Source organism: Prauserella muralis, from assembly GCF_003202285.1.
Lineage (GTDB): Bacteria > Actinomycetota > Actinomycetes > Mycobacteriales > Pseudonocardiaceae > Prauserella_B > Prauserella_B muralis.
Window position 1 is genome coordinate 546,595 of the sequence record NZ_MASW01000002.1, and the last position, 23,476, is coordinate 570,070.

The 23,476-nt window shown below is 73.6% G+C and carries 22 protein-coding genes; 9 read left to right on the forward strand and 13 right to left on the reverse strand.

Going from position 1 to position 23,476, the window contains the following annotated elements; genetic code table 11:
- Positions 1-7: 7 nt before the first annotated feature.
- The 4 genes from eboE to BAY60_RS13675 are packed head-to-tail and all read left to right on the forward strand — an operon-like array spanning position 8 to position 4,370.
- Positions 8-1,105 carry a metabolite traffic protein EboE gene (eboE, locus tag BAY60_RS13660; protein ID WP_112282370.1) on the forward strand — a complete coding sequence of 366 codons (1,098 nt, stop codon included), beginning with the start codon at positions 8-10 and terminating at the stop codon, positions 1,103-1,105.
- Positions 1,102-2,502 carry an alkaline phosphatase family protein gene (locus BAY60_RS13665; protein WP_112281310.1) on the forward strand — a complete coding sequence of 467 codons (1,401 nt, stop codon included), beginning with the start codon at positions 1,102-1,104 and terminating at the stop codon, positions 2,500-2,502. The genes eboE and BAY60_RS13665 overlap by 4 nt, the downstream gene beginning before the upstream one ends.
- Entirely contained in the window at positions 2,499-3,506 is a 1,008-nt protein-coding gene (locus BAY60_RS13670) for a sugar phosphate isomerase/epimerase family protein (protein WP_112281311.1), read from the forward strand. The genes BAY60_RS13665 and BAY60_RS13670 overlap by 4 nt, the downstream gene beginning before the upstream one ends.
- A 6-nt stretch (positions 3,507-3,512) precedes the next feature.
- Entirely contained in the window at positions 3,513-4,370 is an 858-nt protein-coding gene (locus BAY60_RS13675) for a sugar phosphate isomerase/epimerase family protein (RefSeq protein ID WP_112281312.1), read from the forward strand.
- Between the two features lie 99 nt (positions 4,371-4,469).
- Here the strand turns inward: BAY60_RS13675 and BAY60_RS13680 are convergent, their stop codons facing one another.
- Genes BAY60_RS13680 through BAY60_RS13690 form a run of 3 tightly spaced genes read right to left on the reverse strand, consistent with a single transcriptional unit; the run spans position 4,470 to position 6,244 of the window.
- Positions 4,470-5,360 (reverse strand): hypothetical protein, encoded by an 891-nt coding sequence (locus tag BAY60_RS13680; protein WP_112281313.1) that lies wholly within the window; start codon positions 5,358-5,360, stop codon positions 4,470-4,472.
- 27 nt (positions 5,361-5,387) lie between these two features.
- Positions 5,388-5,831, reverse strand: coding sequence for a hypothetical protein (locus BAY60_RS13685; protein ID WP_112281314.1), 444 nt, complete (start codon positions 5,829-5,831; stop codon positions 5,388-5,390).
- 41 nt (positions 5,832-5,872) lie between these two features.
- A complete protein-coding gene (locus tag BAY60_RS13690) occupies positions 5,873-6,244 on the reverse strand; it encodes an STAS domain-containing protein (protein WP_245992486.1) in 372 nt (123 codons plus the stop codon).
- Positions 6,245-6,421: 177 nt separating this feature from the next.
- Here BAY60_RS13690 and BAY60_RS13695 point away from each other — a divergent pair, with 177 nt between their 5' ends.
- Positions 6,422-6,838, forward strand: a complete 417-nt coding sequence (locus BAY60_RS13695) for a CBS domain-containing protein (RefSeq protein WP_112281315.1) — start codon at positions 6,422-6,424, stop codon at positions 6,836-6,838.
- A 15-nt stretch (positions 6,839-6,853) separates the two neighbouring features.
- On the opposite strand, the gene BAY60_RS13700 is transcribed toward BAY60_RS13695, so the two are convergent.
- The 9 genes from BAY60_RS13700 to BAY60_RS13740 all read right to left on the reverse strand — a co-directional run bounded on the left by BAY60_RS13700 (position 6,854) and on the right by BAY60_RS13740 (position 16,971).
- Positions 6,854-8,152 (reverse strand): UDP-glucose dehydrogenase family protein, encoded by a 1,299-nt coding sequence (locus tag BAY60_RS13700; RefSeq protein ID WP_112281316.1) that lies wholly within the window; start codon positions 8,150-8,152, stop codon positions 6,854-6,856.
- Positions 8,145-9,104: a glycosyltransferase family 9 protein gene (locus BAY60_RS13705; RefSeq protein WP_112281317.1), complete on the reverse strand. Its 960-nt coding sequence runs from the start codon at positions 9,102-9,104 to the stop codon at positions 8,145-8,147. The genes BAY60_RS13700 and BAY60_RS13705 overlap by 8 nt, the downstream gene beginning before the upstream one ends.
- A complete protein-coding gene (locus tag BAY60_RS13710; protein WP_112281318.1) occupies positions 9,095-9,769 on the reverse strand; it encodes an SDR family oxidoreductase in 675 nt (224 codons plus the stop codon). Before BAY60_RS13710 ends, BAY60_RS13705 begins: the two co-directional genes overlap by 10 nt.
- Before the next feature lie 20 nt (positions 9,770-9,789).
- Positions 9,790-11,151, reverse strand: coding sequence for a PfkB family carbohydrate kinase (locus BAY60_RS13715; RefSeq protein ID WP_112281319.1), 1,362 nt, complete (start codon positions 11,149-11,151; stop codon positions 9,790-9,792).
- Complete coding sequence (locus BAY60_RS13720; protein ID WP_112281320.1) at positions 11,148-11,711, reverse strand: D-sedoheptulose-7-phosphate isomerase; 564 nt, start codon at positions 11,709-11,711, stop codon at positions 11,148-11,150. Before BAY60_RS13720 ends, BAY60_RS13715 begins: the two co-directional genes overlap by 4 nt.
- The gene (locus BAY60_RS13725) at positions 11,708-12,715 is read right to left on the reverse strand and encodes a glycosyltransferase family 9 protein (RefSeq protein WP_245992487.1); all 1,008 of its coding nucleotides are present in this window, start codon (positions 12,713-12,715) and stop codon (positions 11,708-11,710) included. Before BAY60_RS13725 ends, BAY60_RS13720 begins: the two co-directional genes overlap by 4 nt.
- Entirely contained in the window at positions 12,712-14,181 is a 1,470-nt protein-coding gene (locus BAY60_RS13730) for an HAD-IIIA family hydrolase (RefSeq protein WP_112281321.1), read from the reverse strand. The genes BAY60_RS13725 and BAY60_RS13730 overlap by 4 nt, the downstream gene beginning before the upstream one ends.
- The gene (locus tag BAY60_RS13735) at positions 14,178-15,809 is read right to left on the reverse strand and encodes a carbamoyltransferase family protein (RefSeq protein WP_112281322.1); all 1,632 of its coding nucleotides are present in this window, start codon (positions 15,807-15,809) and stop codon (positions 14,178-14,180) included. The genes BAY60_RS13730 and BAY60_RS13735 overlap by 4 nt, the downstream gene beginning before the upstream one ends.
- 205 nt (positions 15,810-16,014) lie before the next feature.
- Complete coding sequence (locus tag BAY60_RS13740) at positions 16,015-16,971, reverse strand: UDP-glucuronic acid decarboxylase family protein (RefSeq protein ID WP_112281323.1); 957 nt, start codon at positions 16,969-16,971, stop codon at positions 16,015-16,017.
- Positions 16,972-17,031: 60 nt separating this feature from the next.
- Here BAY60_RS13740 and BAY60_RS13745 point away from each other — a divergent pair, with 60 nt between their 5' ends.
- From BAY60_RS13745 to BAY60_RS13760, 4 genes are read left to right on the forward strand one after another with little or no spacing between them, the layout of a single operon-like run.
- On the forward strand, positions 17,032-17,910 hold the full coding sequence (locus BAY60_RS13745) for a polysaccharide pyruvyl transferase family protein (RefSeq protein WP_112282373.1): 879 nt from the start codon (positions 17,032-17,034) through the stop codon (positions 17,908-17,910).
- The gene (locus BAY60_RS13750; protein WP_112281324.1) at positions 17,907-18,737 is read left to right on the forward strand and encodes a glycosyltransferase family 2 protein; all 831 of its coding nucleotides are present in this window, start codon (positions 17,907-17,909) and stop codon (positions 18,735-18,737) included. The genes BAY60_RS13745 and BAY60_RS13750 overlap by 4 nt, the downstream gene beginning before the upstream one ends.
- Positions 18,734-19,627: a glycosyltransferase family 2 protein gene (locus tag BAY60_RS13755; protein ID WP_112281325.1), complete on the forward strand. Its 894-nt coding sequence runs from the start codon at positions 18,734-18,736 to the stop codon at positions 19,625-19,627. The genes BAY60_RS13750 and BAY60_RS13755 overlap by 4 nt, the downstream gene beginning before the upstream one ends.
- Positions 19,628-19,687: 60 nt before the next feature.
- Entirely contained in the window at positions 19,688-22,243 is a 2,556-nt protein-coding gene (locus BAY60_RS13760) for an ATP-dependent Clp protease ATP-binding subunit (protein ID WP_112281326.1), read from the forward strand.
- A gap of 21 nt (positions 22,244-22,264) precedes the next feature.
- Here BAY60_RS13760 and BAY60_RS13765 read toward each other — a convergent pair whose 3' ends face one another.
- The gene (locus tag BAY60_RS13765; RefSeq protein WP_112281327.1) at positions 22,265-23,476 is read right to left on the reverse strand and encodes a glycosyltransferase; all 1,212 of its coding nucleotides are present in this window, start codon (positions 23,474-23,476) and stop codon (positions 22,265-22,267) included.

A 23,476-nucleotide genomic window follows, 5' to 3' on the forward strand; every position in this document is an offset into this window, starting at 1 on the left:
GCCCATGCTGCTGTCGTACTGCACGAACGTGCATCCGGCCGAGGACCTCGACGGCATCCTGCGCCAGCTGGACGCCTACGCGGTGCCGGTGCGCCAGAGGCTGGGCGAGGAGCGGCTCGGTGTCGGCCTCTGGCTGGCCGCCGAGGTCGCCGCCGGGCTGGCCGGCGACCGCACCGCGCGCCACCGGCTGCGGGCGGAGCTGTCGGCCCGCGGGCTTGCGGTGCAGACCCTCAACGCGTTTCCCTACGGCGGGTTCCACGACGAGGTCGTCAAGCACTCGGTGTACCTGCCGACGTGGACCGACACCCGCAGACTGCGCTACACGCTCGACTGCATCACGGTGCTGGCCGACCTGCTGCCGCCCGACGTGGGCTACGGCAGCATCTCGACGCTGCCGCTGGCCTGGCGCGAGCCGTGGAGCCCTTCGCACGACGTGCGCGCGGGCATCGCGTTCGAGGAGGTCACCCGGGTGCTGCGCACGGCGCTGGCCCGGCACGAGCAGCCGATCCGGCTCGCGATCGAGCCCGAGCCCGGCTGCGTGCTCGACACCGTGGCCGACGCGGTGACGTGGCTGGCCGGCCGAGTCGACCCCGAGCACGTCGGGCTCTGCCTGGACACCTGCCACCTGGCGGTGTCGTTCGCCGATCCGGCGGCCACCGTCGACCGGATCTACGAGGCGGGCCTGCGGGTGGTGAAGGTGCAGGCCTCGGCCGCGTTGCACGTCGAGCGGCCCGGCACGGAGGAGGCGAGGGCGGCACTGGCCGAGTTCGCCGAGCCGCGCTACCTGCACCAGGTACGCGAGTTGTTGCCCACCGGCGACGTTCTCGCCGCCGACGACCTGCCGCAGGCGCTGGCCGAGCTGCCCGCGACCGGCCCGTGGCGGGTGCACTTCCACGTGCCGCTGCACGCCCCGCCCGACCCGCCGCTGACGTCCACGACCGGTGTGCTGGAGACGAGCCTGCGGGCGCTCGCCGCGCGCGGCGAGCTGCCGCACGTGGAGGTCGAGACCTACACCTGGAACGTCCTGCCGCCCCGGCAACGGCAGGACCTGGCTGCCGGGATCGCCGGAGAACTCGCCTGGGCCCGCACGGAGGTGACCCGATGAAGAAGCTGCTCGTGATCGACGTCGTGGGCATGACGCCCGCGTTGCTGCGGCACATGCCCCACCTGACGGCGATGGCGACCCGGGGCTGGCAGGCGGAGCTGGGCACGGTGCTGCCCGCCGTGACGTGCAGCGCGCAGTCGACGTTTCTCACCGGGCTCATGCCCGCCGAGCACGGCATCGTCGGCAACGGCTGGTACTTCCGCGACCTCGGCGAGGTCTACCTCTGGCGCCAGCACAACAAGCTCGTCGGCGGCCAGAAGGTGTGGGAGACCGCGCGCGATGCCCGCCCCGGCTACACCGCGGCCAACGTGTGCTGGTGGTACGCGATGGGCGCGACCACCGACTTCACCATCACCCCGCGGCCGATCTACCACGCCGACGGCCGCAAGTCACCCGACTGCTACACGCGCCCTCCGTCCCTGCACGACGAGCTGACCGAGGCGCTCGGTCCATTCCCGCTGTTCCACTACTGGGGGCCGACGGCGTCGATCGCGTCCACCCGGTGGATCGTCGCCGCCGCGCGCAGGCTGCTGCGCACCGAACGCCCGGACCTGCATTTGGTGTACGTGCCGCACCTGGACTACGACCTGCAGCGCTTCGGCCCCGAATCGCCGCAGGCGGCCGCCGCGGCACGGGCCGTCGACACGGAGCTGGCGCCGCTGCTGACCGACGCACAGGCCGACGGCTACGCGGTCATCGCGCTGTCGGAGTACGGGATCACCGCGGTGGACACCCCCGTGGACATCAACCGCGTGCTGCGCCGCGAGGGCCTGCTGGAGGTCTACACCCAGGACGGCATGGAGTACCTGGACCCGTGGGTGTCGCGGGCGTTCGCGGTGGCCGACCACCAGGTCGCCCACGTCTACGTCGCCGACGAGCAGGACCTGCCTCGCGTGCGGGATCTGGTGGCCGGGCTGTCCGGTGTGGACGAGGTGCTGGACAGGCAGGAACAGGCCCGATACGGGCTGCACCACGAGCGGGCCGGCGAGCTCGTCGCCGTGGCGGAACCCAGGGCGTGGTTCACCTACTACTACTGGCTCGACGACGCACACGCGCCGGATTTCGCCAGGGGAGTGGAGATCCACCGCAAGCCGGGTTACGATCCGGCGGAGCTGTTCTTCGATCCCGCCGACCGTCTCGTCAAGGTCAAGGCGGGCGCCAACCTCGTCCGCAAGAAGGCCGGCCTGCGTTACGCGATGAACGTGGTGCCGACCGACCCCCGCTACGTCCGGGGCTCGCACGGCAGGCTCCCGGACTCCAAGGCCGACGGTCCTGTGCTGCTCTGCTCAGAGCCCGAGATGCCGTCCACAGTAGAGAGCAGTGGTCGCGTGCCGGCCACCGACGTCCGAGACCTTCTCCTGCAAGTGCAAGGGATCCGAGAGGGAGCTTACCGATGAGCCGACCGGTTACGCTGTTCACCGGCCAGTGGGCCGACCTGCCGTTCGAGGAGGTGTGCAGGTACGCCTCCGAGTGGGGCTACGACGGGCTGGAAATCGCCTGCTCCGGAGACCACTTCGAGGTCGACCGCGCACTGTCCGAAGAGGATTACGTCTCGGACAGGCTGAAGCTGCTCGACTCGTACGGGCTCAAGGTGTGGGCCATCTCCAACCACCTGGTCGGCCAGGCCGTGTGCGACGACCCGATCGACGAGCGGCACCGCAACATCCTGCCCGCCCGCATCTGGGGTGACGGAGAGCCCGAGGGTGTGCGGCAGCGCGCCGCGGCCGAGCTGGCCGACACGGCCCGCGCCGCGGCCAAGCTGGGCGTGAACACCGTCATCGGCTTCACCGGGTCGAAGATCTGGAAGTACGTGGCGATGTTCCCGCCCGTGTCCCAGGACATGATCGACGACGGCTACGCCGACTTCGCGGCGCGCTGGAACCCCATCCTCGACGTGTTCGACGAGGTGGGGGTGCGCTTCGCCCACGAGGTCCACCCCAGCGAGATCGCCTACGACTACTGGACCACGAAGCGCGCGCTGGAGGCCGTGGGCAACCGGCCCGCGTTCGGCCTCAACTGGGACCCCTCGCACTTCGTGTGGCAGGACCTGGACCCGGTCGGGTTCATCCTCGACTTCGCCGACCGTATCTACCACGTGGACTGCAAGGACACCAAGAAGCGCTTCGACGGCCGCAACGGGCGGCTCGGCTCGCACCTGCCGTGGGCCGACCCGCGCCGGGGCTGGGACTTCGTGTCCACCGGCCACGGCGACGTCGACTGGGAGAGCGCGTTTCGCGCCCTGAACTCGATCGGCTACACCGGGCCGATCTCGGTGGAGTGGGAAGACGCGGGCATGGATCGCCTGCGTGGAGCCGCCGAAGCCGTGCACTACATCCGGAATCTCAACTTCGACAAGCCGGCGGCGGCATTCGACGCCGCCTTCAGCACCGAAGGGAACTGATTCACCATGACCGAATCCTCGTTGCCCCGCCGCGCGTTCCTGCGTACCGCCGCGACCGCGGCGGCCGCCGTGGGAGTCGCGGGCACACTGTCGGGCACGGCGCACGCGGGCTGGGGCCACGGCACGCGGCGCATCCCGCTGCACCACATCAGCGTCCAGCTCTACACGCTGCGCAGCCTGATGCAGGACGACCCCGACGGCACGCTCGGCGCGCTGGCCGACATCGGCTACCGCTGTGTCGAGCTGGCGGGCACCTACGGCCGCTCGGCCACGGAGTTCCGCGCGCTGCTGGACAAGCACCACCTGCGGGCCACCTCCGCGCACGTCGGTTTCGACGGGGCGGACGTCGACCAGCTCATCGCCGACGCCAAGATCCTCGGTTACCACAAGGCCGACTGCGCGTGGGCCAGCTACTCGACGGTCGCCGACTGGACGGCGTTCGCGCAGCGGCTGGAGCAGGCGGGCAAGGCGTTCCGCGAGGCCGGGATCGCCTACGGCTACCACAACCACGCCCACGAGTACCAGCCGATCGACGGTGTGCGGCCGATCGACATCATCGCCCGCAACACCACGCGGCAGAACATCCACTTCGAGTACGACCTGTACTGGGTGGTGACCGGTGGTGCCGACCCGGTGGAGGAGTACTACCGCTACTTCGGCCGCGTGAAGCAGTTCCACGTCAAGGACAGGGCCGCCGACGGTGGCTTCGCCGACCTGGGCACCGGCACGATCGACTTCGCGCGCATCTTCCGCGACACCTGGCGCGGCGGGATGAAGCAGTACATCGTCGAGCACGACCAGCCCACCGACCCGCTCAGCACCGCCAAGGTGGGCTTCGAGTACCTGCGCGACCTGCGCTTCTGACGCGTAGCCCCAAGCTCCCCAATGCGGCATTCGCTCCATCCAGTGGAGCGAATGCCGCATTCGCTCCACTGAGTGGAACAAATGTGGCATTGGGGAGCTTTAGCCGAGGCGGTCCGCGGCACGCAGGATCGCCACGGCACTCACGGTCGCGTAGCCCTGCCATTCCAGCGCGGCGGCGGGGGAGTAGCTGGTGAAGTCGACGCGCCAGCCCCCGTCGTCGTGCTGCTCGGCGGCCAGCCGCCGGAGGTCCGCGGCGACCACGTCGTCGGAGAACAGCCCGCGCGCGGGCGTGTCCGGCCACGGCGCGAAGTCCAGCGGGCGCATGTACTCCTCCTCGGCGCCGCCGTCGACGTGCACGAGGCCGTTCTCCGGTACGAACGCGCCGAGGCGCTTGAGCAGGGCGGCCGCCTCGGGGTAGGCCGGCGCGGCCTCGTCCAGCAACCGGACGGCGAAGGCGAGCTCGATGGCGAACGGCGCGGTGTCGAGCTCGCGGATGGTGGCCAGGCAGTACTCGGTGGCCGTGCGCAGCCACGGATGCTCGGCGACGGCCCTGTCGTGGGCCGCGACGCGGTGGGCGTTGGCGGCAACGATGGCCGTGATCTGCAACGACGACGCGGCGGGGTCGGCGCCCGTCCAGAACGGCGCCGACGCGGCAGGCCTCGTCACGGGCAACGCGAACGGCAGGCCACCGTCGGGCAGGGTCACCGACGCCAGCCAGTCGCACAGTTCGGCGGCGCGCGGGCTCGTCACGGGCGCGACGTCGGCGAACACCTCGAAGGCGTGCAGCGCGGGGCCGGGCTGGCTCTCCGGCGAGCGCAGGTCCGGTTCGAGACCCCAGCCGTACCCGCCGTCGGGGTTGCGGTAGGCCTCGAGCGCGGCGAGCGCGGGGCCGGGGTCGCCCTCGCCGAGGGCGAGGCGGAACCGATGCTGATCGAGCAGCCGGGCATGGGCGGCCATGAAGTCGTGGGCCGCGGTGATGTCGAGTGTCATGCGGCCAGCTTGCCCCGGCCAGCGTGCTCAGTCTTGAACAGACCGGACACCGCGCCGGTCGCGTTCACAGGCCGTGCGCAACTCGCCTGCCACGCGCTCCGGGTCGTCGACGCACACCGTCAGCGAGCGGTGCCGGATACCGAAGGGCTCGTGGCCGTGGACGGCCTCGTGGAAGTCGAGGTGCACCCGGTCGCCGGACGCCCGCACGCCGGAGATGTTCGACAGCGGCGTCTCGAACGACCAGCCGCCATAGCGGACCTCGAGGCAGCCCCTGACCACGCGCAGCCGCGAGTTGTCGCGCAACGCCCCCAGCAGCGGCACGACCGCGTGCAACGGGCCCGCGAACGTGAAGCCCGACGCGATCACCCCGTCCGAGGTGGGGCAGTGCACCTCGGCGGCCCTCGTCAGGTCGCCGAACGTCTCGGCCTCCTCGCGCAGCCTCGCGGCCCAGCGCCGGCGATGCGATGTCACGCCATCGATATACCCATGGCGATGCCGTTCGAATCCGTCACTCAACCGGTGTGCTCGAGGGCGGATTCCACTGTCGGGTGAAGCACGAGCGTGGCGCGCAGTCCGACCGCGTCCACCGGCCTGCGGATCGCGCGCTGCACGGCGACGATCCGCAGCGGGGTGCCGCGCTCGGCGGCGGCGTCGTGCGCCCGCAGCAGCAGCGCCAGCCCGCACGAGCCGAGAAAGCCCACGCCGGTCAGGTCGACCACGAGCGGATGGGGAGGCGGCACCGCCTCCAGCGCCTCCGTCAGGTACCGCTCCAGCCGGGGCGCGGTGGCGAGATCGATGTCGCCGGTGACCCGGACGATCAGGCTCTGGCCCTGGCGCTCGTCGGTCACGTCGAGCAGCGGGCTCTGCGGTGGCAGCTCGGGCACGGCACCTCCAGCGGAAGGAACGCCCAGGACGGATCGGCAGGGTTTCGCGGGCCGCTGCTGCTCAACCGCCTTAGTGACTGCAGCGTAGCGGCGGGCAGGCCGAGTGCATAGCCCGCGGGACGGGTAGTCCGGAGGTGACCGCGTCACAACCGACGACAACGAGGGAGCTGAGTTTCGGTGACTCAGGTACGCGAGATCATGACGTCCGACCCCGCCTGCGTCGACAGCAGCGACACGGTGGCCCACGCCGCCAGGAAGATGGCCGACGCCGATGTCGGCGCACTGCCGATCCGGGGTGAGGACAACCAGCTCAAGGGCATGCTCACCGACCGCGACATCGTGGTGCGCGTGCTGGCCGAGGGCAAGGACCCGGTGGCCCTGCACGCCAGCGAGCTTGCCCGCGGCGACGTGGTGACCGTGCGGCCCGACGACGACGTGGCCGAGGCCCTGGACAAGATGGCGCGCCACCAGGTGCGGCGCCTTCCTGTGGTCGAGGGTCAGCGCCTCGTCGGCATCGTGGCGCAGGCCGACGCCGCCCGGCACCTGGACGAGCGCAAGGTCGGCGGGACCGTGGAGTCGATCTCCGAGTCGTGACGGCCACCGGCGAGCTCACCGGCGGCCGAGCCCCCAGTAGGCGAATCCCGCCTGTCCCAGCTCACCCGGGTCGAGCAGGTTGCGGGCGTCGACCACCGTGGCCTGCTCGGCCAGCTGGCCCAGCTGCGCCCAGTTCAGGTCGCGAAACTGTGGCCAGTCGGTGAGCACGACGATCCCGGCGGCGTCCTTCGCGACCAGCAGCGGGTCGTCCACGAGATGCACGTGCTCCAGCCGGAGGTCGGCCTGGGCGCCGGGATCGTAGGCCGTCAGCTGCGCACCCTCGGCGGCCAGCCGTTCGGCCACCGCGAGCGCGGGCGACTCGCGCACATCGTCGGTGCCCGCCTTGAACGTCACGCCCAGCACGCCGAGCCGCAGCCCGGCCAGTGACCCTTCGGCCGAGCCCGTCACGGCGTGCCTGACCTTGGCCACCACCCGGTCGCACTGCCGGGCGTTGGCGGCGACGGCGTCGGCGAGCACGGAGAAGTCGAGCCCGCTCTCGCCCGCGGTGTGCAGCAGCGCGCGCGTGTCCTTCGGCAGGCACGAGCCGCCCCAGCCGGGGCCGGGGGACAGAAACGCCGAGCCGATCCGGTTGTCGAGGCCCATCGTGCGCACCACGTCGACCACGTCGGCACCGAGCCGCTCGCACAGCTCGGCCAGCTCGTTGACGTAGGACGCCTTGACGGCCAGGAACGCGTTGCTGGCGTACTTCGCGAGCTCCGCGCTGGCCGGGGTGGTGTGCAGCAGCGGCGCGTCGAGCCCGGCGTACAGGCCGGCGACCGCGCGCGCCGCCGTCTCGTCGCGGGCGCCGACGACCACCCGGTCGGGATGCAGGAAGTCGTGCACGGCGTGGCCCTCACGCAGGAACTCCGGGTTGCTGACAACGGAGACCCCGAGCGTGTCCGCCACCCGGTCGGCGGTGCCCACCGGCACCGTCGACTTGATCACCACCACGCAACCGGGGCGCAGCCCGCCGCGCAGCTGAGCCAGCGCGTCGTCGAACGCGCCGAGGTCGGGGGCGCCGCGGTCGCCGGTGGGCGTGGGCAGGCAGAGGAACACCAGCGCGGGCTCGCGCAGCGCCGCCAGGTCGGTGGTGAAGGCGAGGCCGCCGTCGGAGAGTCCCTGCTCCACCAGCTCGGGCAGCCCGGGCTCGGCGATCGGCACCTGCCCGGCGCGCAGCGCCGTGACCTTGGCGGCGTCGGTGTCGACGCACGTCACCCGGTGACCCAGGTGGGCGAGGCAGGCCGCGGTGGTCAACCCGACGTAGCCGGCCCCGGCCACCCCGACACCGGCGGGCTCAGCGGTGCGCTCAGACATGGGTTCCCTCCGGCAGTAGGCGCCGTGCCGCGGAGAGCACGTCGCGCGGCGTGAGCCGCAGCAGGCCCGGGTCGGGCCGCTCGGCGAACGGATCACCCTCGATGCCCGCCCACAGCGCCACGTGCCGCGGCCGCTCGGGCGGGGGTCCCCACCGGTGCGGCGGGGTCGGGCCGAACAGCAGCACCGACGGCGTGCCGAACGCCGTCGCCAGATGGCCGACGCCGGTGTCGCCGCACACCACCAGCGCGGCTCCCGCGACCAGCGCGGACAGCCCGTCCAGGCCGGTGCGTCCCGCCAGCACGGACTCCGGCGGCAGCCCGGCCAGCGCGGCCACCTGCTCGGCCAGCGGCCGTTCGGCGTCGCTGCCCGTCACGATGACGGGATGCCCGGACAGGGCACGGGCCACCTCCGCGAACCGTTCGGCGGGCCAGCGGCGCGCCGGATAGGCGGCGCCGGGATGGATCACCACCGCACCCGGTGCCGGGCTGGGCGTGTCCGGCTCGGCAAGGCCGAGGTCGGTGCGGTCGGCCGGGATGCCGTGCCACTCCAGCAGCGAGCACCACCGGTCCACCTCGTGCGCCCCGGCGGGCCACTCGGGGCCGGGCACGTCCGGGTGGCCGGGATGCCGGTGGGTGATCAGCCCGGCCGGCCTCGTGGTGAGCAGGTCGGCGATGCTCTCGGGGCCGCTGCCGTGCAGGTTCACCGCCAGCGCGGGCGGCTCGCCACGCCAGTCCAGGGCCCCGAGCCCCGGTGTCGGCAGCAGCTCGTCCACCGTGGCCGACAGCGAGGCAAGGGGCCGCAGCGCGTCCGGCGCGGCCAGCACCAGCCGGTCGCCGGGACGGGCGCGGCGTAGCGCGCGCAGCGCGGGCACGGCCGTGAGCAGGTCGCCGAGGCCGAGCGCGCGCAGCACGAGCACGGTGCCGCGCTCCGGCGGGGAGGACGTCACGGCCACGAGCCCTCTTCCTCGTGGCAGACCACCAGCTCCCGCACCTGGCAGCCGGGTGGCTGGCGCAGCGCGTGCAGCACGCTGCGCGCCACGTCCTCCGGCTTGTTCAGCTTCGCTCCCGGCGGCGGCTTGTACTGCTCGTCGCGGCTGTCGAAGAAGTGCGTGTCCATGCCGCCGGGCACGAGCAGGGTGACGCCGATGCGGCCCGCCGTCTCGGCCGCGAGCGCGCGGGTGAACCCGACGACTCCCGCCTTCGACGCGCAGTACGCCGTCGCATCGCTCACCGAGCGCAGGCCCAGTGTCGACGAGCACGTCACGACCGTGCCGCCGGAGGCCTCGAGGTAGGGCAGGGAGGCGCGCACCGCGGCCACCGTGCCGAGCAGGTTCACCTGCACGACGCGCTCCCACTCCTTGGCGGGCACGGCGCCGAGCTTGCCCGGTGTGTCGATGCCCGCGGCGGTGAACACCGCGTCCAGCCCGCCCGCCCGGTCGGCGAGCGCCCGCACCGCGTTCTCGGCGGCGGGTGTGTCGGCCAGGTCGGCCAGCTCGTGGTCGACGCCGTCGGCGGGCGCGGCACGGTCGACGACCAGCGGGGTGCCGCCCTCGGCGCGCACGGCCTCGACCGTGGCCGCACCCAGGCCGGACGCACCTCCTGTGATCAGTACCTTCACGAAACGTCTCCTCCCTCGGGTCAGCGGTGGTGGGTGAGCAGGTGGGTGGTCGAGTAGCCGGCCACGGTGGGCACCAGGACCACCTCGCCGCCGTGCCGCCGCACGACGCCCGCCTCCGGCAGGTCGGCCTCGGCGTAGTCGCCGCCCTTGACCCACACGTCGGGGCGCAGCCGGGCCAGCACCTGCTCCGGCGACGGCTCGTCGAACACGACGACGGCGTCCACCGACTCCAGCTCCAGCAGCAGCCGGGCGCGGTCCTCGGCGGGCACGACCGGGCGGGCGGGACCCTTGAGGCCGCGCACCGACTCGTCCGAGTTGAGGCACACCACGAGCGCGTCTCCGAGGGAGCGCGCCTGCCGCAGCAGGCTCACGTGGCCGGGGTGCAGCAGGTCGAAGCAGCCGCCGGTGGCCACCAGCCTGCCGCCCTGCCTGCGCACGCGGTCGGCAAGCCCGAACGCCGACTCGGGTTCCCCCGCCGGGGTGCCGTCGACCGACAGCGCGGCGGCGCCGCCCGCCGCGACGAACCGGGACGCGGCGTCCACGGCGGAGCTGACGGCGGCGGTGAGCTCGGAGCCCCCGGCCAGCGCGGCCGTGGCGGCGCTGGCGAACCGGTCGCCCGCACCGCAGGTGTCGGGCCTGCCGTGCCCGGCCGCGCGGGCAGGCGCCGACACCGGAACGGTCACCGGGGGACCGTCGCCCGGCCCGGCCAGCAGCGCGCCCCGCGGGCCCACGGTCACCGCCGTCGCCGTGCACGACCAGGTGCTGCGCAGGGTGTGTGCCGCATCGGCGGCATCGGAGCAGTCGCCGGCGAACGCCAGCGCCTCGCTGTCGTTGGGCGTGGCCAGCCGGACGCCCGGCACGGGCGCGGGCCCGCGCGGATGCGGGTCCCACACCACCGGCACGCGGGGCGCCAGCTCCGTCAGCAGGTCCCGCAGTCCGGGATGCGCGGCCACTCCGCGGCCGTAGTCGGAGACCAGGATCGCCCCGGCGGAGCGCAGAGCCCGCACGGCACGCCCGGGAAGCGGCGCCCGCGCGGCCCTCCCGCCGCCGGTGTCCACCCGGGCCAGCGACTGGCCCGCCGCCCGCAGCCGGGTCTTGCACACGGTCTCGCCGTCCATCGGCAGCCGCACCACCTGCACGTCGTGCGCCAGCAGCTCCGCGAGCCGCCTGCCCGCGTCGTCGTCGCCGAGCGCGGTCACCAGCACCACCTCGGGGGCCGTCCTGGTCGCGAGCAGCGTCGCGGCCAGCCCGGCGCCGCCGGGTCGCTGCCAGCGCCGCTCGACGTCCACCACGGGCACCGGCGCCTCCGGGCACAGCCGCTCGGCGGTGCCCTCGACGTCGACGTCCAGCAGCGCGTCACCGACCACCACCAGCGGCGTCACGACGGAACCCCCAGGCGCTCGTCGAGCCGCGCGCACAGGGCGTGCACGACGGCGAGGTGAACCTCCTGCACGGTCGCGACGCTGTCGGCCTCGACGGCGATCGCGTCGTCGCACAGGGACACCAGCGGGTTGGGGGCGGGCCCGGTCAGCGCCCACGTCGTGAGCCCGGCCTCGTGTGCGGTCTTGGCGGCCGCGACGACGTTCTGGCTTCGTCCGCTCGTCGACAGCGCCACCAGCACGTCACCCGGCCTGCCGTGGGCCCGGACCTGCCGTGCGTACAGCTCGTGCTCGCCGTAGTCGTTGGCGATGGCCGTGCCCGCCGAGGTGTCGGCGTGCAGAGCGATGGCCGACAGCGGCTGCCGGTCGTGCAGGAACTTGCCCACCAGCTCACCGGTCAGGTGCTGGGCCTCGGCAGCGCTGCCGCCGTTGCCGCACGCGAGCAGCCTGCCCCCGTCGCCGAGCACGTCGGCCAGCTGCGCGCCCCAGCGCTGGATCGTCGGCGCTGCGGCCTGGACGCGGTCCAGGGCACCGGCCAGCGCGGCGAAGTGCTCTTCGATCACGACATACCTCCTGTGAGTCGGTGCACGGCCGAGACGACGCGTGCCGGGTCGATCGCCAGACACGGATGCCCCTCGACCGGGCAGTGCCGGGCCCTGCTGTCGCGGCACGGCGCGGTCTGGTCACCGAGCAGCACCGTGGGCACCCCGTAGGGCGCCCAGTGGGCGGCCGGCACGACCGGGGCGAACAGCGACACCACCGGGGTGCCCACGGCCGCGGCCAGGTGGGCGGGCCCGGTGTTGGGCGCGACGACGGCGCGCGCGTTGGCGAGCACCGACGCCAGCTCTTCGAGACCGGTGGCGCCGCCCAGGTCCAGCGCGACGTCTCCGGCGACGGTGGCGGTCAGGTCCCGTTCCGCGGGCGCGCCGGTGACCACCACCCGGTGGCCGTTCCCGGCGAGTGCCCGCACGATCGCGTGGGCCCGCTCCGGCGTCGGCTGGCGGGCCGGAACGGACGCCGCCGGGTGCACCGCGACATAGCCGGGCCCGCCGGTGAGCGCGTGCGTGTCCGGCAGCGGACCGCGCAGGGCGAGCCTGCCGTCGTCGCCGTCCGGCAGCCGGAACCCGGCGGCCGTGGCCAGCGACAGGGCGCGTTCGGCCTCGGGCGGGTCGCCGTCGACGCGGTGGCGCAGGTCCAGCAGCGAGCCCGGGTAGTCCTCGCTGATCGCGCCGATCCACGGCACCCCGGCCATGCGCAGCACGAGCGCGAGCGGCAGCGGGGACTGGTGGAACGAGGTCAGGATCAGCGCCCGGTCGGGGCGCAGGTCGCGGACGCGCTTGGCCAGCTCCAGCACCGCGTCCTCGGTGAGCTCCGGCGGCTCCGGGTCGATCCACGGCGCGCACCACTCCAGCACCTCGTCGACGCCGGGCAGCAGCTCGGCGGCCGCACGGCCGCGCGGACCCGCCAGCAGTGCGACCGAGTCGGAGCCTGCCGCCACGGCGCGCACGCACGGCCCGGCGAGCAGCACGTCGCCGACGTTGTCCAGCCTCGCCACGAGCGTTCTCACAGGACCTCCATGGCCAGGCGCGCGGCAGCGGTGACGTCGGTGGCGACCAGCGCGTCCCGCCGCGCCCTCTCGACCTCGTCGGGCAGGGTGCGGGCGGTCGGCACCAGCACCCCCGTGGCTCCCGCTGCGGCGGCGGCCTCGACGTCGGCGCCCGTGTCGCCGACGACGACACAGCGGCGCACGTCCACGCCAAGCACCTCCGCGGCCCGCAGTACCATGCCCGGCCTGGGTTTGCGGCAGGCGCACGCGTCCTCGGGCCCGTGCGGGCACACCTGCCAGGTCTGGAACGGCCCCAGCAGCTCGTCGACGCGCTCGTTGACCGCCCGCACCGAGTCGGTGGTGAGGTAGCCGCGGGCGACGCCGGACTGGTTGCTCACCACGCCGAGCTGCACACCGGCCGAGCGCAGGACGCCCAGCGCGGCGGCGGCGCCCGGCACCGGGCGCACCCCGGCCGGGTCGCCGAGGTAGGGCACGTCCTCGATGAGGGTGTCATCGCGGTCGAACAGCACGGCGGCGGCGGGCTCGCGGACCCGCAGCTCGCCCCGCAGCCGGTGCGCGCATGCCACCGGCGGGATGAGCGCGCTGGTCAGGACCATCCTGGTGATCTCGCGCGGCGTGCGCGGTCCCGGCGCGATGCGGCGCGTGGCGAACTCCGCGGTCAGCCCGGCCCAGGCGCCACCGGCCAGTGTGGCGGCCCTGCGGCGCCCGGTGGCCGCCAGCCCGGCCGCGGCCACCCCGGTGAGCGTGGTCAGCGCGTGCCTGCCGAGCCTGCCGGGGCCCTCGCCGGTCAGCTGCCGCCAGTGCCTGCCGTGCTTGGCGCGCATCAGGGCGTTGTCGGCGTTGCCCCGCTGCCTGCGCACGCTGGCGAGGAACCCGCCGGAACGGGCGGGATGCGTGGTCACCCTCCGGCCGTCGGCGATGCGGTAACCGGCCTTGCAGACGCGCAGGGCGAGGTCGGCGTCCTCGCGGAAGGCGCGCGGGAAGCGCTCGTCGAATCCGCCCACCTCGACCAGCGCGCTGCGCCGGTAGGCCATGTCGGCGGTGATCCACCTCGCGCCGGTGAGCGCCAGCGTGTCGCGCTCGTCGTCGTCGGGGCGCCGGTAGCCGGGCAGCGGCACGTCCAGCCGGGCCACCGACGCGGCGACGGTGTCGCCGAGCCCGTCGAGGTCCTCCGAAAGCCGCTGTGTCCAGTCCACATCGGTCAGCACGTCGTCGTCGAGGAACGCGATCCACTCCGTGCGGGCGGCGCGCCACCCCGTGTTGCGGGCCGCGGCGGGGCCGCGCCCGCCCGAGCGCAGCTGCCGCACCCGGAACCGGATCCGAGGCAACGTCAGCGGTTCGCCCGCGGGGCGGTCGTCCACGACGATCACCTCGGCGGGGCGCGGGCCGCGGGAGGCGTCCAGCGCGCGCAGCAGTGTCGCGAGCTGAGGCCTGCCCGTCGTGGGGATCACGATGCTGTAGTTCATGCGTTCCTCCACACGGCGAACGGCCCGATGGCGAGCAGGTCCACAGGCGACGATCCGAAGCACTCGAGCGCGTCCCTCGGGTCGTCGACCATCGGCCTGCCCGCGGTGTTGAGGCTCGTGTTGACCACGGTGGGCAGCCCGGTGTGGCCCTCGAAGGCGGCGAGCATCCGCGCCACGAGCGGTTCGGTGTCCGCGTCGACGGTCTGGATGCGCGCGGTGCCGTCCACATGCGTCACGGCCGGAATGCGCTCCTGCCACTCCGGCACGACGTCGTGGACGAACAGCATGTACGGGCTGGGAACGGGTCCACGGGTGAACAGCTCGGCGGCACGATCGGCGAGCACCATCGGCGCGACCGGACGGAACTGTTCGCGGCCCTTCACGGCGTTGAGGCGCTCCAGGTTCTCGGCGCGGCCGGGATGCGCGAGCAGCGAACGGTGGCCGAGCGCGCGGGGACCGAACTCGGCGCGGCCCTGGAACCAGGCGACGATCCTGTCGTCGGCGAGGGCGCGGGCCACGGTCTGCGCGATGTCGGCGGGCCGCTCGTAGCGGACGTTCGCCTCCCCCAGCCACGTTTCCAGCTCCTCATCGGACCACCCGCGGCCGAGGTCGGCGCCGGACATGGGCGCGGTGCGCTCACCGGCGTCGGCGCACAGCTGCAGCGCGGCGCCGAGCGCGGTGCCCGCGTCGCCAGCGGCGGGCTGGACCCACACGCGCTCGAACGGGCTCTCGGCGTACAGGCGGGTGTTGGCGACGCAGTTGAGGGCGGTGCCGCCCGCGAGCGCCAGATCGCGCCGTCCGGTGCGCTCGTGCAGCCACGTCGCGAGCTCCAGCAGGACGTCCTCGACGACGCACTGCAGGCTCGCGGCCAGGTCGGCGTGCTCGGGAAGCAGCTCGTCGTTCTTGCCGCGGGCGGGCGCGAACTCCGCGAAGTCGATCGGCTCGGTGCGGAAGCCGCCGGTGCCGTCGGTGTGGATGCGCTCGCGCAGGGCGGGCAGGAAGCGTGGTGTGCCGTAGGAGGCGAGCGCCATGACCTTGTACTCGTCGCTGGAGCGGCGGAAGCCGAGGTGCGCCGTGACGTCCTCGTAGGCCAGGCCCAGCGAGTGGGGCAGTGGCTGGTGCGCGAGCTCCTCGAACTTGCCGTCGCGGTACTCACCGGCCAGATAGGACTCGGCCTCGCCGCGGCCGTCGGAGGTGAGCACGGCGCAGTCGCCGAACGGTGCGGCCAGTGCCGCGGACGCGGCGTGCGCGAGGTGGTGGCGCACGAAGCGGACGATGCCGGGGTCCAGACCGGGCAGTGCCGTCTTGAGAAACGACGGCGCACGCTGTGCGTAGAGGGTGCGCAGCTTCTCCCAGCCGCCCTCGTCGAGGCCGCCGACGTCGTGGCTGACGAGCCCGGGGTCGTAGGAGTAGGCGACCGCGTCGAGGTCGGCCGGGCTCAGCCCGGCCGTGTCCAGGCACCACCTCGCCGCCTGCTCGGGCAGTTCCCACGCCGCGAACGGGACCGGTTCCTTGCCGTGCTTGCGGCGGCTGAACCGCTCCTCCTCGGCGGCGGCGACGATCTCGCCGTCCACGACGAGCGCGGCGGCGGGGTCGTGGAAGACGGCGTTGATTCCCAGTACTCGCACGGTTTTCTGCCTCTCGTCTCGACCGTGGTCCCGGCGCGGTGGCCGTACTATGTCGCTACCCGTTGCAGCGGTGCCTAAACCGTTCTGGAGCAAAAGCCCTGGACGTCACTACGGTCGGTGCACGAGTCGCGAGTCCTGCGTTCAGGCCCGCGAGTCCTGCGTTCGGGCCCGCGAGTTCTGCGTGGCGGGACGGGCTCGCGCGGGTTCAGGCGGCCGCGCCGCGCTCGGCGGCGAACCAGTCGATGGTGCGCCGCAGTCCTTCACGAAGGGTGACCTCCGGTTGCCAGCCCAGGAGCGACAGGGCGACCGAAATGTCCGGACAGCGGCGCCGGGGGTCGTCGACCGCGCCCGGGATCGACGTCACCGGCGACCGTGACCCGCTGAGCGCGCGGATCTCGTCGGCGATGTGCCGCACGGAAAGCTCGTGCGGGTTGCCGATGTTCACCGGCCCCGGAACCGTGCTTTCGGCCAGTGCCAGCAGTCCCGCGACGGTGTCGTCCACGTAGCACACCGAGCGCGTCTGCCTTCCCGTCCCCGCGACCGTCAACGGTTCACCGGCCAGCGCCTGCGTGATGAAGTTCGGGATCATCCGCCCGTCGTCGGCACGCATGCGCGGGCCGTAGGTGTTGAAGATGCGGGCGATGCCCACATCCGCGCCGTACTGCCGGTGGTGTGCCATCGTCAGCGCCTCCGCGTAGCGCTTGGCCTCGTCGTAGACGCTGCGCGGCCCGATCGGGTTGACGTTGCCCCAGTATGTCTCGCGCTGGGGGTGCTCGAGCGGATCGCCGTAGACCTCGCTGGTCGAGGTGAGCACGAACCGGGCGCCGTGCCTGCCCGCGAACTCCAACGCGTTGGCGGTGCCGATGGCCCCGGCCCGCAGTGTCTCGATGGGCAGGCGCGCGTAGTCCTTTGGCGACGCCGCCGAGGCCAGATGCAGCACCAGCGCGGCCCTGCCCACGTCGGGGAACGGATCGGTGACGTCGTGTTGCACGAGCCGGAACCCCGGACGCGACTCCAGCCGGGCCACGTTGCGGGGGGTGCCGGTGGCGAAACTGTCCAGACAGCTCACCCGGTATCCCTTGCGCAGCAGGCACTCACACAGGTGAGACCCCAGAAACCCGGCGCCGCCGGTGACCACCGCGTGTCCGCCCTCAGCTGCCATGCCGCCCGGTTACCCTGCCGGGTCAGTGTGAAACGCCCGGCGAGCGGGTAGCCGGTGATCATGCGTGTCCTCGTCACCGGCTGGCCGAGCTTTCTGCACGGTGAGGCGACCGCCGGCGACGTGCTCAGCATGCGCACCGTGGCCGCCGCCCTCGACACGGCGGGCGTCGCATTCGACACCGCGTGGAGTCCCGCCTTCCGGCCGGGCGCGCTGCACCTCGACGACGCGGAGCCCGCCGCCTACAGCCACGTCGTGTTCGCTTGTGGACCCGCGCACGGCGAGCAGCTGCGCTGGCTGCACGACCGCTACGCGTCCTGCAGGCGCATCGCCGTCGGCGTGTCCGTCATCGACCCCGCCGACCGGGCCGTCACCGGGTTCCACCGGGTGCTCGCCCGCGACGGCGACGCGGTCGCCAGAGCCGACCTCGCACTCGCGGCGAGTACCACCCGCGTGCCTGTGGCCGGTTTCGTGCTGGCACCCGGCCAGCACGAGTACGGCGAGCGGCGCAGGCACGAGCAGGTGCACGAGGCACTGCTCGACTGGGCGGGCGGGCTTGACTGCGCCCGCGTGCCGCTGGACACCCGGCTGGACAGCGCCGACTGGCGGCACTGCGCGACCGGTGACGCGTTCGTGTCCCTTGTGGAGCGGCTCGACGTGGTGGTGACCACCCGGTTGCACGGTCTGGTGCTCGCGCTGCACGCCGGGGTGCCCGCCCTCGCCGTGGACCCGGTCGCGGGCGGCGGCAAGGTGAGCGCGCAGGCCCACGCGCTCGACTGGCCCGCGCTGGTACCCGCCGAGCAGGCGGACGCGGGGCGGCTCGGCCACTGGTGGAACTGGTGTCTGTCCACACGGGCCGGTGATGCCGCCGCGGCGCCGCGGCGCAGGGTCCGCCCGCTCGACGGCGCGCTGACCGCACTACTCGACGAGGTGAGCCGGTGAGGACCACAGTCGTCATCGCGACCCGCAACCGGGCGGACGAGCTGCTGCGCACGCTCGCGCGGTTGCGCACGCTGCGGCCGGTGCCGCCGATCATCGTGGTGGACAACGCCTCCACCGACGGCACCGCCACCCTGGTCCGGGAGCAGCAGCCGGGCGTGCGGGTCGTCAGCGCGCCGGAGAACCGCGCGGCCGCGGCCCGCAACCTCGGGGTGGAGGCGGCAGGCACCCCGTACGTGGCGTTCAGCGACGACGACTCCTGGTGGGCGCCCGGCGCGCTCGCCCGCGCCGAGGCGCTGTTCGCCGAACATCCGCGTCTCGGCCTGCTCGCGGGCCGCACGCTGGTGGGCGAGCAGAACCGGCCCGACCCGGTGTGCGAGCTGATGGCGAAAAGCCCGCTCGGCACACCGCCCGGCGCCCCCGGCCCCCTCGTGCTCGGGTTCCTCGCGTGCTCGGCGATCGTGCGCCGCGACGCCTTCCTCGACGTGGGCGGGTTCAGCGAGCTGCTGCACTTCGGCGCGGAGGAGAAGCTGCTGTCCTACGACCTGGCCGCGCGCGGCTGGTGGCTGTGCTACGCCGACGACGTCGTGGCCCACCACCACCCGTCGCCGAGCAGGCCGGCACCGGCATGGCGGCGCAGCATGGAACGGCGCAACAACGCGCTCATCGCGTGGCTGCGCAGGCCGCCGCACGAGTGCGTGCGCGCGGCGGGCCCGCTGCTGCGCGACCCCGGCGCGGCGGTGGGCGCCCTGCGCAGGCTGCCGCACGCCCTGACCCGGCGGCACCGGTTGCCGCGCACCGTCGAGCAGCAGATCAGGGAGCTCGCATGAACCAGCGCGTCACCGTCGTGATGATGACGCACAACCGCCGTGACGAGGCGCTGCGCACGCTCGAGGCCATGACGAGCCTGCCGGACGCGGCGCCGATCATCGTGGCCGACAACGCCTCCACCGACGGCACCGCCGACGCGATCGCCGAACGGCATCCCGGGGTGGAGCTGCTGCGCTGCGACCGCAATCTCGGCGCGCTCGCCCGCAACCTCGCCGTGCAGCACGTGCGGACGCCCTACGTGTCGTTCTGCGACGACGACACGCGCTGGCAGCCGGGCTCGCTGCACCGGGCGGCCGGGTTGCTCGATGCCCACCCCGGGCTGGCGTCGGTGACCGGCCGCTGCCTCGTGGAGCCCGACCTCACCGAGGACCCGATCACCCCGGAGCTGCGGCACTCGCCGGTGCGCGGACCGGACTGGCTGCCCGGGCCCGCGCTGCTCGGCGTGATGGCCGGGCTCACCACCTTCCGCGTCGCCGCGTTCCGCGAGGTCGGCGGGTTCTCCCCGAGGATGTGGCTCGGCGGGGAGGAGGAGCTGCTGGCCATCGACCTGGCCGCCCGCGGCTGGTGGATGTGCTGGGCCGAGGACGTCGTCATCCACCACGCGCCGTCCCGGCAGCGCGACCCGCGCAGGCGCCGCCAGCTCGGCATCCGCAACACCCTGTGGACCCAGTGGCTGCGCAGGCCGCTGCGCAGCGCCGCGCGGCGCACCGCCGCGGTGCTGCGCTCCGCGCCCGCCGACCGCGCGACGCTCGCGGCTGTCGCCGAGGCGCTGCGGGGCCTGCCGTGGGTGCTGCGCGAACGCCGCGTCGTGCCCGCCGCCGTCGAGCAGGGGCTGCGCTCGCTGGAGCACACGCAGAACACCTCGCGGGCCCGCCGCTACGTGGGTTGACGCCGCCGCCCGACGGGTAGGCCCTCCTGGGAAGCAGACGCGGACCTCAGGAGGGGTGTGATGACCGGCTTCTTCGGCGGCGATCCCGGACCGAGCCCATTCGACCAGTTGCTCGCCCAGTTCTTCGGCAACGCCATGCCAGGGCGCAGGCCGTACGCGGTCGGCATCACCAAGCTCATGAGCGAACAGACGCTCGCGCTGGTCTCCGAGGCGGTCCGCCAGGTCGGCGAGTGGGGTGGCGGCGAGCTCGACTCGGTGCATCTGCTGTGGGCGGCCACCCGTGCGCCCGGCAGCCGGGAGCTCATCCAGCGCGCGGGCGCCGACCCGGACGCGCTGGCCGAGCGCATCGAACGGGAGGCCAGGCGCGGGCAGCCGGGCATGCCCCAGCGGGAGACCGCGCCCACCCTGACCCCGGGCGCGAAGCGGACCCTCATCGACGCGCACCAGATCTCGCGCGGCCTGCACTCGTCCTACATCGGGCCCGAACACCTGCTGCTCGCCCTGGTCGCTGGCCAGGACTCCACGGCGCGCAGGCTGCTGACGGGGGCGGGCGTCACCCCGGAGGCGATGCAGCGGGCGATCCAGGGCCCGAGCCCCGGACCGGCACCGCAGGGCCGCCCAGGGCAGCTGCGGCCGGGCCAGGAGCCCACCGGCACCGAGACGCTCGACTCCTACGGGCGCGACCTCACCGCGATGGCCCGCGACGGCCAGATCGACCCGGTGGTGGGCCGCGACGACGAGATCGAGCAGACCATCGAGGTGCTGTCGCGGCGGACCAAGAACAACCCGGTGCTCATCGGTGAGGCGGGCGTCGGCAAGACCGCGATCGTGGAGGGGCTCGCCCAGCGCGTCGCCGACGGGCAGGTGCCCGAGACGCTCACCGGCAGGCGCGTGGTGCAGCTCGACGTCACCGCCATGGTGGCGGGCACCCGCTACCGCGGCGACTTCGAGGAGCGCATGACGAAGCTGCTCGAGGAGATCCGCAGCCACCGCGACGACCTGATCGTCTTCATCGACGAGCTGCACACCGTGGTGGGCGCGGGCGCGTCCGAGGGCTCGATGGGCGCGGGCAACATGCTCAAGCCCGCGCTCGCCAGGGGGGAACTGCACATCGTCGGCGCCACCACGCTCGACGAGTACCGCGCCAACATCGAGTCCGATCCGGCGTTCGAGCGCCGCTTCCAGCCGATCCTGGTGCCGGAGCCGAACGTGGAGGACACGCTCGCGATCCTGCACGGGCTGCGCGACCAGTACGAGGCGCACCACCAGGTGCGGTTCAGCGACGAGGCGCTCAGCGCCGCGGCGACGCTGTCCGACCGCTACATCAACGACCGGTTCCTGCCGGACAAGGCGATCGACCTGGTCGACCAGGCCGGCGCCCGCGTGCGGATGCGCGCGGGGCGGCGGCCCGACCAGGTGCGCGAGATGGAGCAGCGGCTGGAGCAGCTGTGCCGCGACCGCGACCAGGCCGTGAGCGAGGAGCACTACGAACGGGCGTCGTCGCTGCGGGACGAGATCAACGAACTGCGCCGCCGCATCGAGGAGAGCCGCGACGGCGAGCGGCCCGCGGGCGTGCCCGAGGTCGGCGCCGTGGACATCGCCGAGGTGGTGGCGCGGATCACCGGGATTCCGGTCAGCCAGCTGACCCAGGAGGAGCGGGAGCGCCTGCTGCACCTGGAGGAGCACCTGCACGGCAGGGTCGTCGGGCAGGACGAGGCGGTGGAGGCCGTCGCGGAGGCCGTGCGCAGGACCCGCGCGGGGCTCGCCGAGCCCGACCGGCCCTCGGGCAGCTTCCTGTTCCTCGGCCCCACCGGCGTCGGCAAGACGGAGCTGGCCAGGGCGCTGGCCGAGGCGCTGTTCGGCGACCAGGACCGCATGATCCGGCTCGACATGTCCGAGTACGGCGAGCGGCACACGGTCTCGCGGCTCATCGGCGCCCCGCCCGGCTACGTCGGCTACGAGGAGGCGGGCCAGCTGACCGAGGCCGTGCGCAGGCGGCCGTACTCCGTGGTGCTGCTGGACGAGATCGAGAAGGCGCACCCCGAGGTGTTCAACGTTCTGCTGCAGGTGCTCGACGACGGCAGGCTCACCGACGGGCGAGGCCGCACGGTGAACTTCACCAACACCGTGCTGATCATGACCAGCAACGTCGGCTCGGAGCTGGTGCTGTCCGGCACCCAGGGCGCGCTCGGCTTCGTGCCGCCGCGCGAGGACGACACCGAGCAGCCGTTGCGGGAGCGGCTGATGCGCAGGCTGCGGGAGTCGTTCCGTCCGGAGTTCCTCAACCGCATCGACGAGATCATCGTGTTCCGCAAGCTCTCGGCGGAGCAGCTGCAGCGCATCACGTCGCTGCTGCTGGAGGAGACCCGCCGCAAGGCGCACGCCCAGGACGTGGACGTCGAGGTGGAGCCGGAGGCGGTGCGCTGGCTGTCCGAGGCCGGCTACCAGCCCGAGTACGGCGCCCGGCCGCTGCGCCGCACCATCCAGCGCGAGGTGGACAACGTCCTGTCGAGGATGCTGCTCAGCGGCGAGGTGGAGCCGGGGTCGACGGTCCGGGTCGGCGTGGCCGACGGCAGGCTGAGCTTCGACGTCACCGCGGGCGCCGTCAGCCGGTGACGGCGCCCGCGGTGTTGCCGCTCAGCCCGTCTCCTTGCTGTTGAGCGCGGCCGCGGGCACCAACCGCTCGTAGATCCGGTAGGTGTCGGCGGTGACGCGGTCCCACGAGTACCGGCAGCGGGCCCGGTCGCTGCCCGCGATGCCGTAGGCCTCGCGCAGCGCCTCGTCGGCGAGCAGCCCGCGCACCGCCTCGGCGAGCGCGTCCGGCCGCTTCGGCGGAACGAGCCGCCCGGTGACGCCGTCCACCACGGTGTCGGTCAGCCCGCCCACCGCGGAGGCGACCACGGGCACGCCGCAGGCCATGGCTTCCAGCGGCACGATGCCGAACGGCTCGTACCACGGCGTGCACAGCACGGCGTCGGCCGAGCGCAGCAGCGCGGGCATGTCCTTGCGGGCCACCTGGCCGGGCAGCCGCACCCGGTCGGCGACGCCGAGCCGGTCGGCGAGCGCCAGCAGGCGCTGTGCCTCCTCGTCCTCGGCCAGCTTTCCCTCCTGCGGGCCGCCCGCGATGACCAGCTCGGCGTCGGGCAAGCCCGGCATCGCCTGGATGGCGGTGTCGAAACCCTTGCGCGGCACCAGCCTGCCGACGGCCACGAGCCGCCTGCGCCGTCCCCTCGGGGCGGCGGGACCGGCCGGGGTGAACCGCTGCAGGTCCACGCCGCACGGGACGACCGACATGCGTTCGCGCGGCACGCCGAGGCGCACCAGCTCGAACACCTCGTCGGAACAGGTGGCGATGACGCGGTTGGCGTCCTTGCCCACCAGGCGTTCCAGCCGGATGCGCTCCGGTGGGCTGGTGTCCTTGGCGCCCTGGTGGCGCCGCTTCACCACGCCCAGTGCGTGGAACGTCTGTGTCACAGGAACGTCCGCGGCTCGCGCCGCCAGCACCGAAGCCACCCCGGACATCCAGAAGTGCGCGTGCACGAGGTCGGGGGGTGCGGCCGCCCACTCGCGGGCGAGGAACTTCGCGAGCGCGTCCATGTGCGGCAGCAGCTCGTCCTTCGGCACCGGCCGCGGCGGGCCCGCGGGCACGTGGACGACGCGGTAGCCCGCCGGGGCCCGCACCTCGTCCGGCTGCTCGCGGTCGTCGCGCCGGGTGTAGACCGTGACGTCGTGGCCTGCCCTCGCCAGCCCGGCCGACAGCTCGGCGACATGGACGTTCTGGCCCCCCGCATCGACCTCGCCGAGTGCGGCCAGCGGACTGGCGTGCTCGGAAACCATGGCGATCTTCAT

Excerpts from the sequence above, each read along its gene's own strand:
- BAY60_RS13665 (WP_112281310.1), top strand. The coding sequence starts at position 1,102 with ATGAAGAAGCTGCTCGTGATCGACGTCGTGGGCATGACGCCCGCGTTG.
- BAY60_RS13755 (WP_112281325.1), top strand. The coding sequence starts at position 18,734 with ATGAACCAGCGCGTCACCGTCGTGATGATGACGCACAACCGCCGTGAC.
- BAY60_RS13675 (WP_112281312.1), top strand. The coding sequence starts at position 3,513 with ATGACCGAATCCTCGTTGCCCCGCCGCGCGTTCCTGCGTACCGCCGCG.
- BAY60_RS13745 (WP_112282373.1), top strand. The coding sequence starts at position 17,032 with ATGCGTGTCCTCGTCACCGGCTGGCCGAGCTTTCTGCACGGTGAGGCG.
- BAY60_RS13740 (WP_112281323.1), bottom strand. The coding sequence starts at position 16,971 with ATGGCAGCTGAGGGCGGACACGCGGTGGTCACCGGCGGCGCCGGGTTT.
- BAY60_RS13760 (WP_112281326.1), top strand. The coding sequence starts at position 19,688 with ATGACCGGCTTCTTCGGCGGCGATCCCGGACCGAGCCCATTCGACCAG.
- BAY60_RS13765 (WP_112281327.1), bottom strand. The coding sequence starts at position 23,476 with ATGAAGATCGCCATGGTTTCCGAGCACGCCAGTCCGCTGGCCGCACTC.
- BAY60_RS13670 (WP_112281311.1), top strand. The coding sequence starts at position 2,499 with ATGAGCCGACCGGTTACGCTGTTCACCGGCCAGTGGGCCGACCTGCCG.
- BAY60_RS13700 (WP_112281316.1), bottom strand. The coding sequence starts at position 8,152 with ATGTCTGAGCGCACCGCTGAGCCCGCCGGTGTCGGGGTGGCCGGGGCC.
- BAY60_RS13680 (WP_112281313.1), bottom strand. The coding sequence starts at position 5,360 with ATGACACTCGACATCACCGCGGCCCACGACTTCATGGCCGCCCATGCC.
- BAY60_RS13730 (WP_112281321.1), bottom strand. The coding sequence starts at position 14,181 with ATGAACTACAGCATCGTGATCCCCACGACGGGCAGGCCTCAGCTCGCG.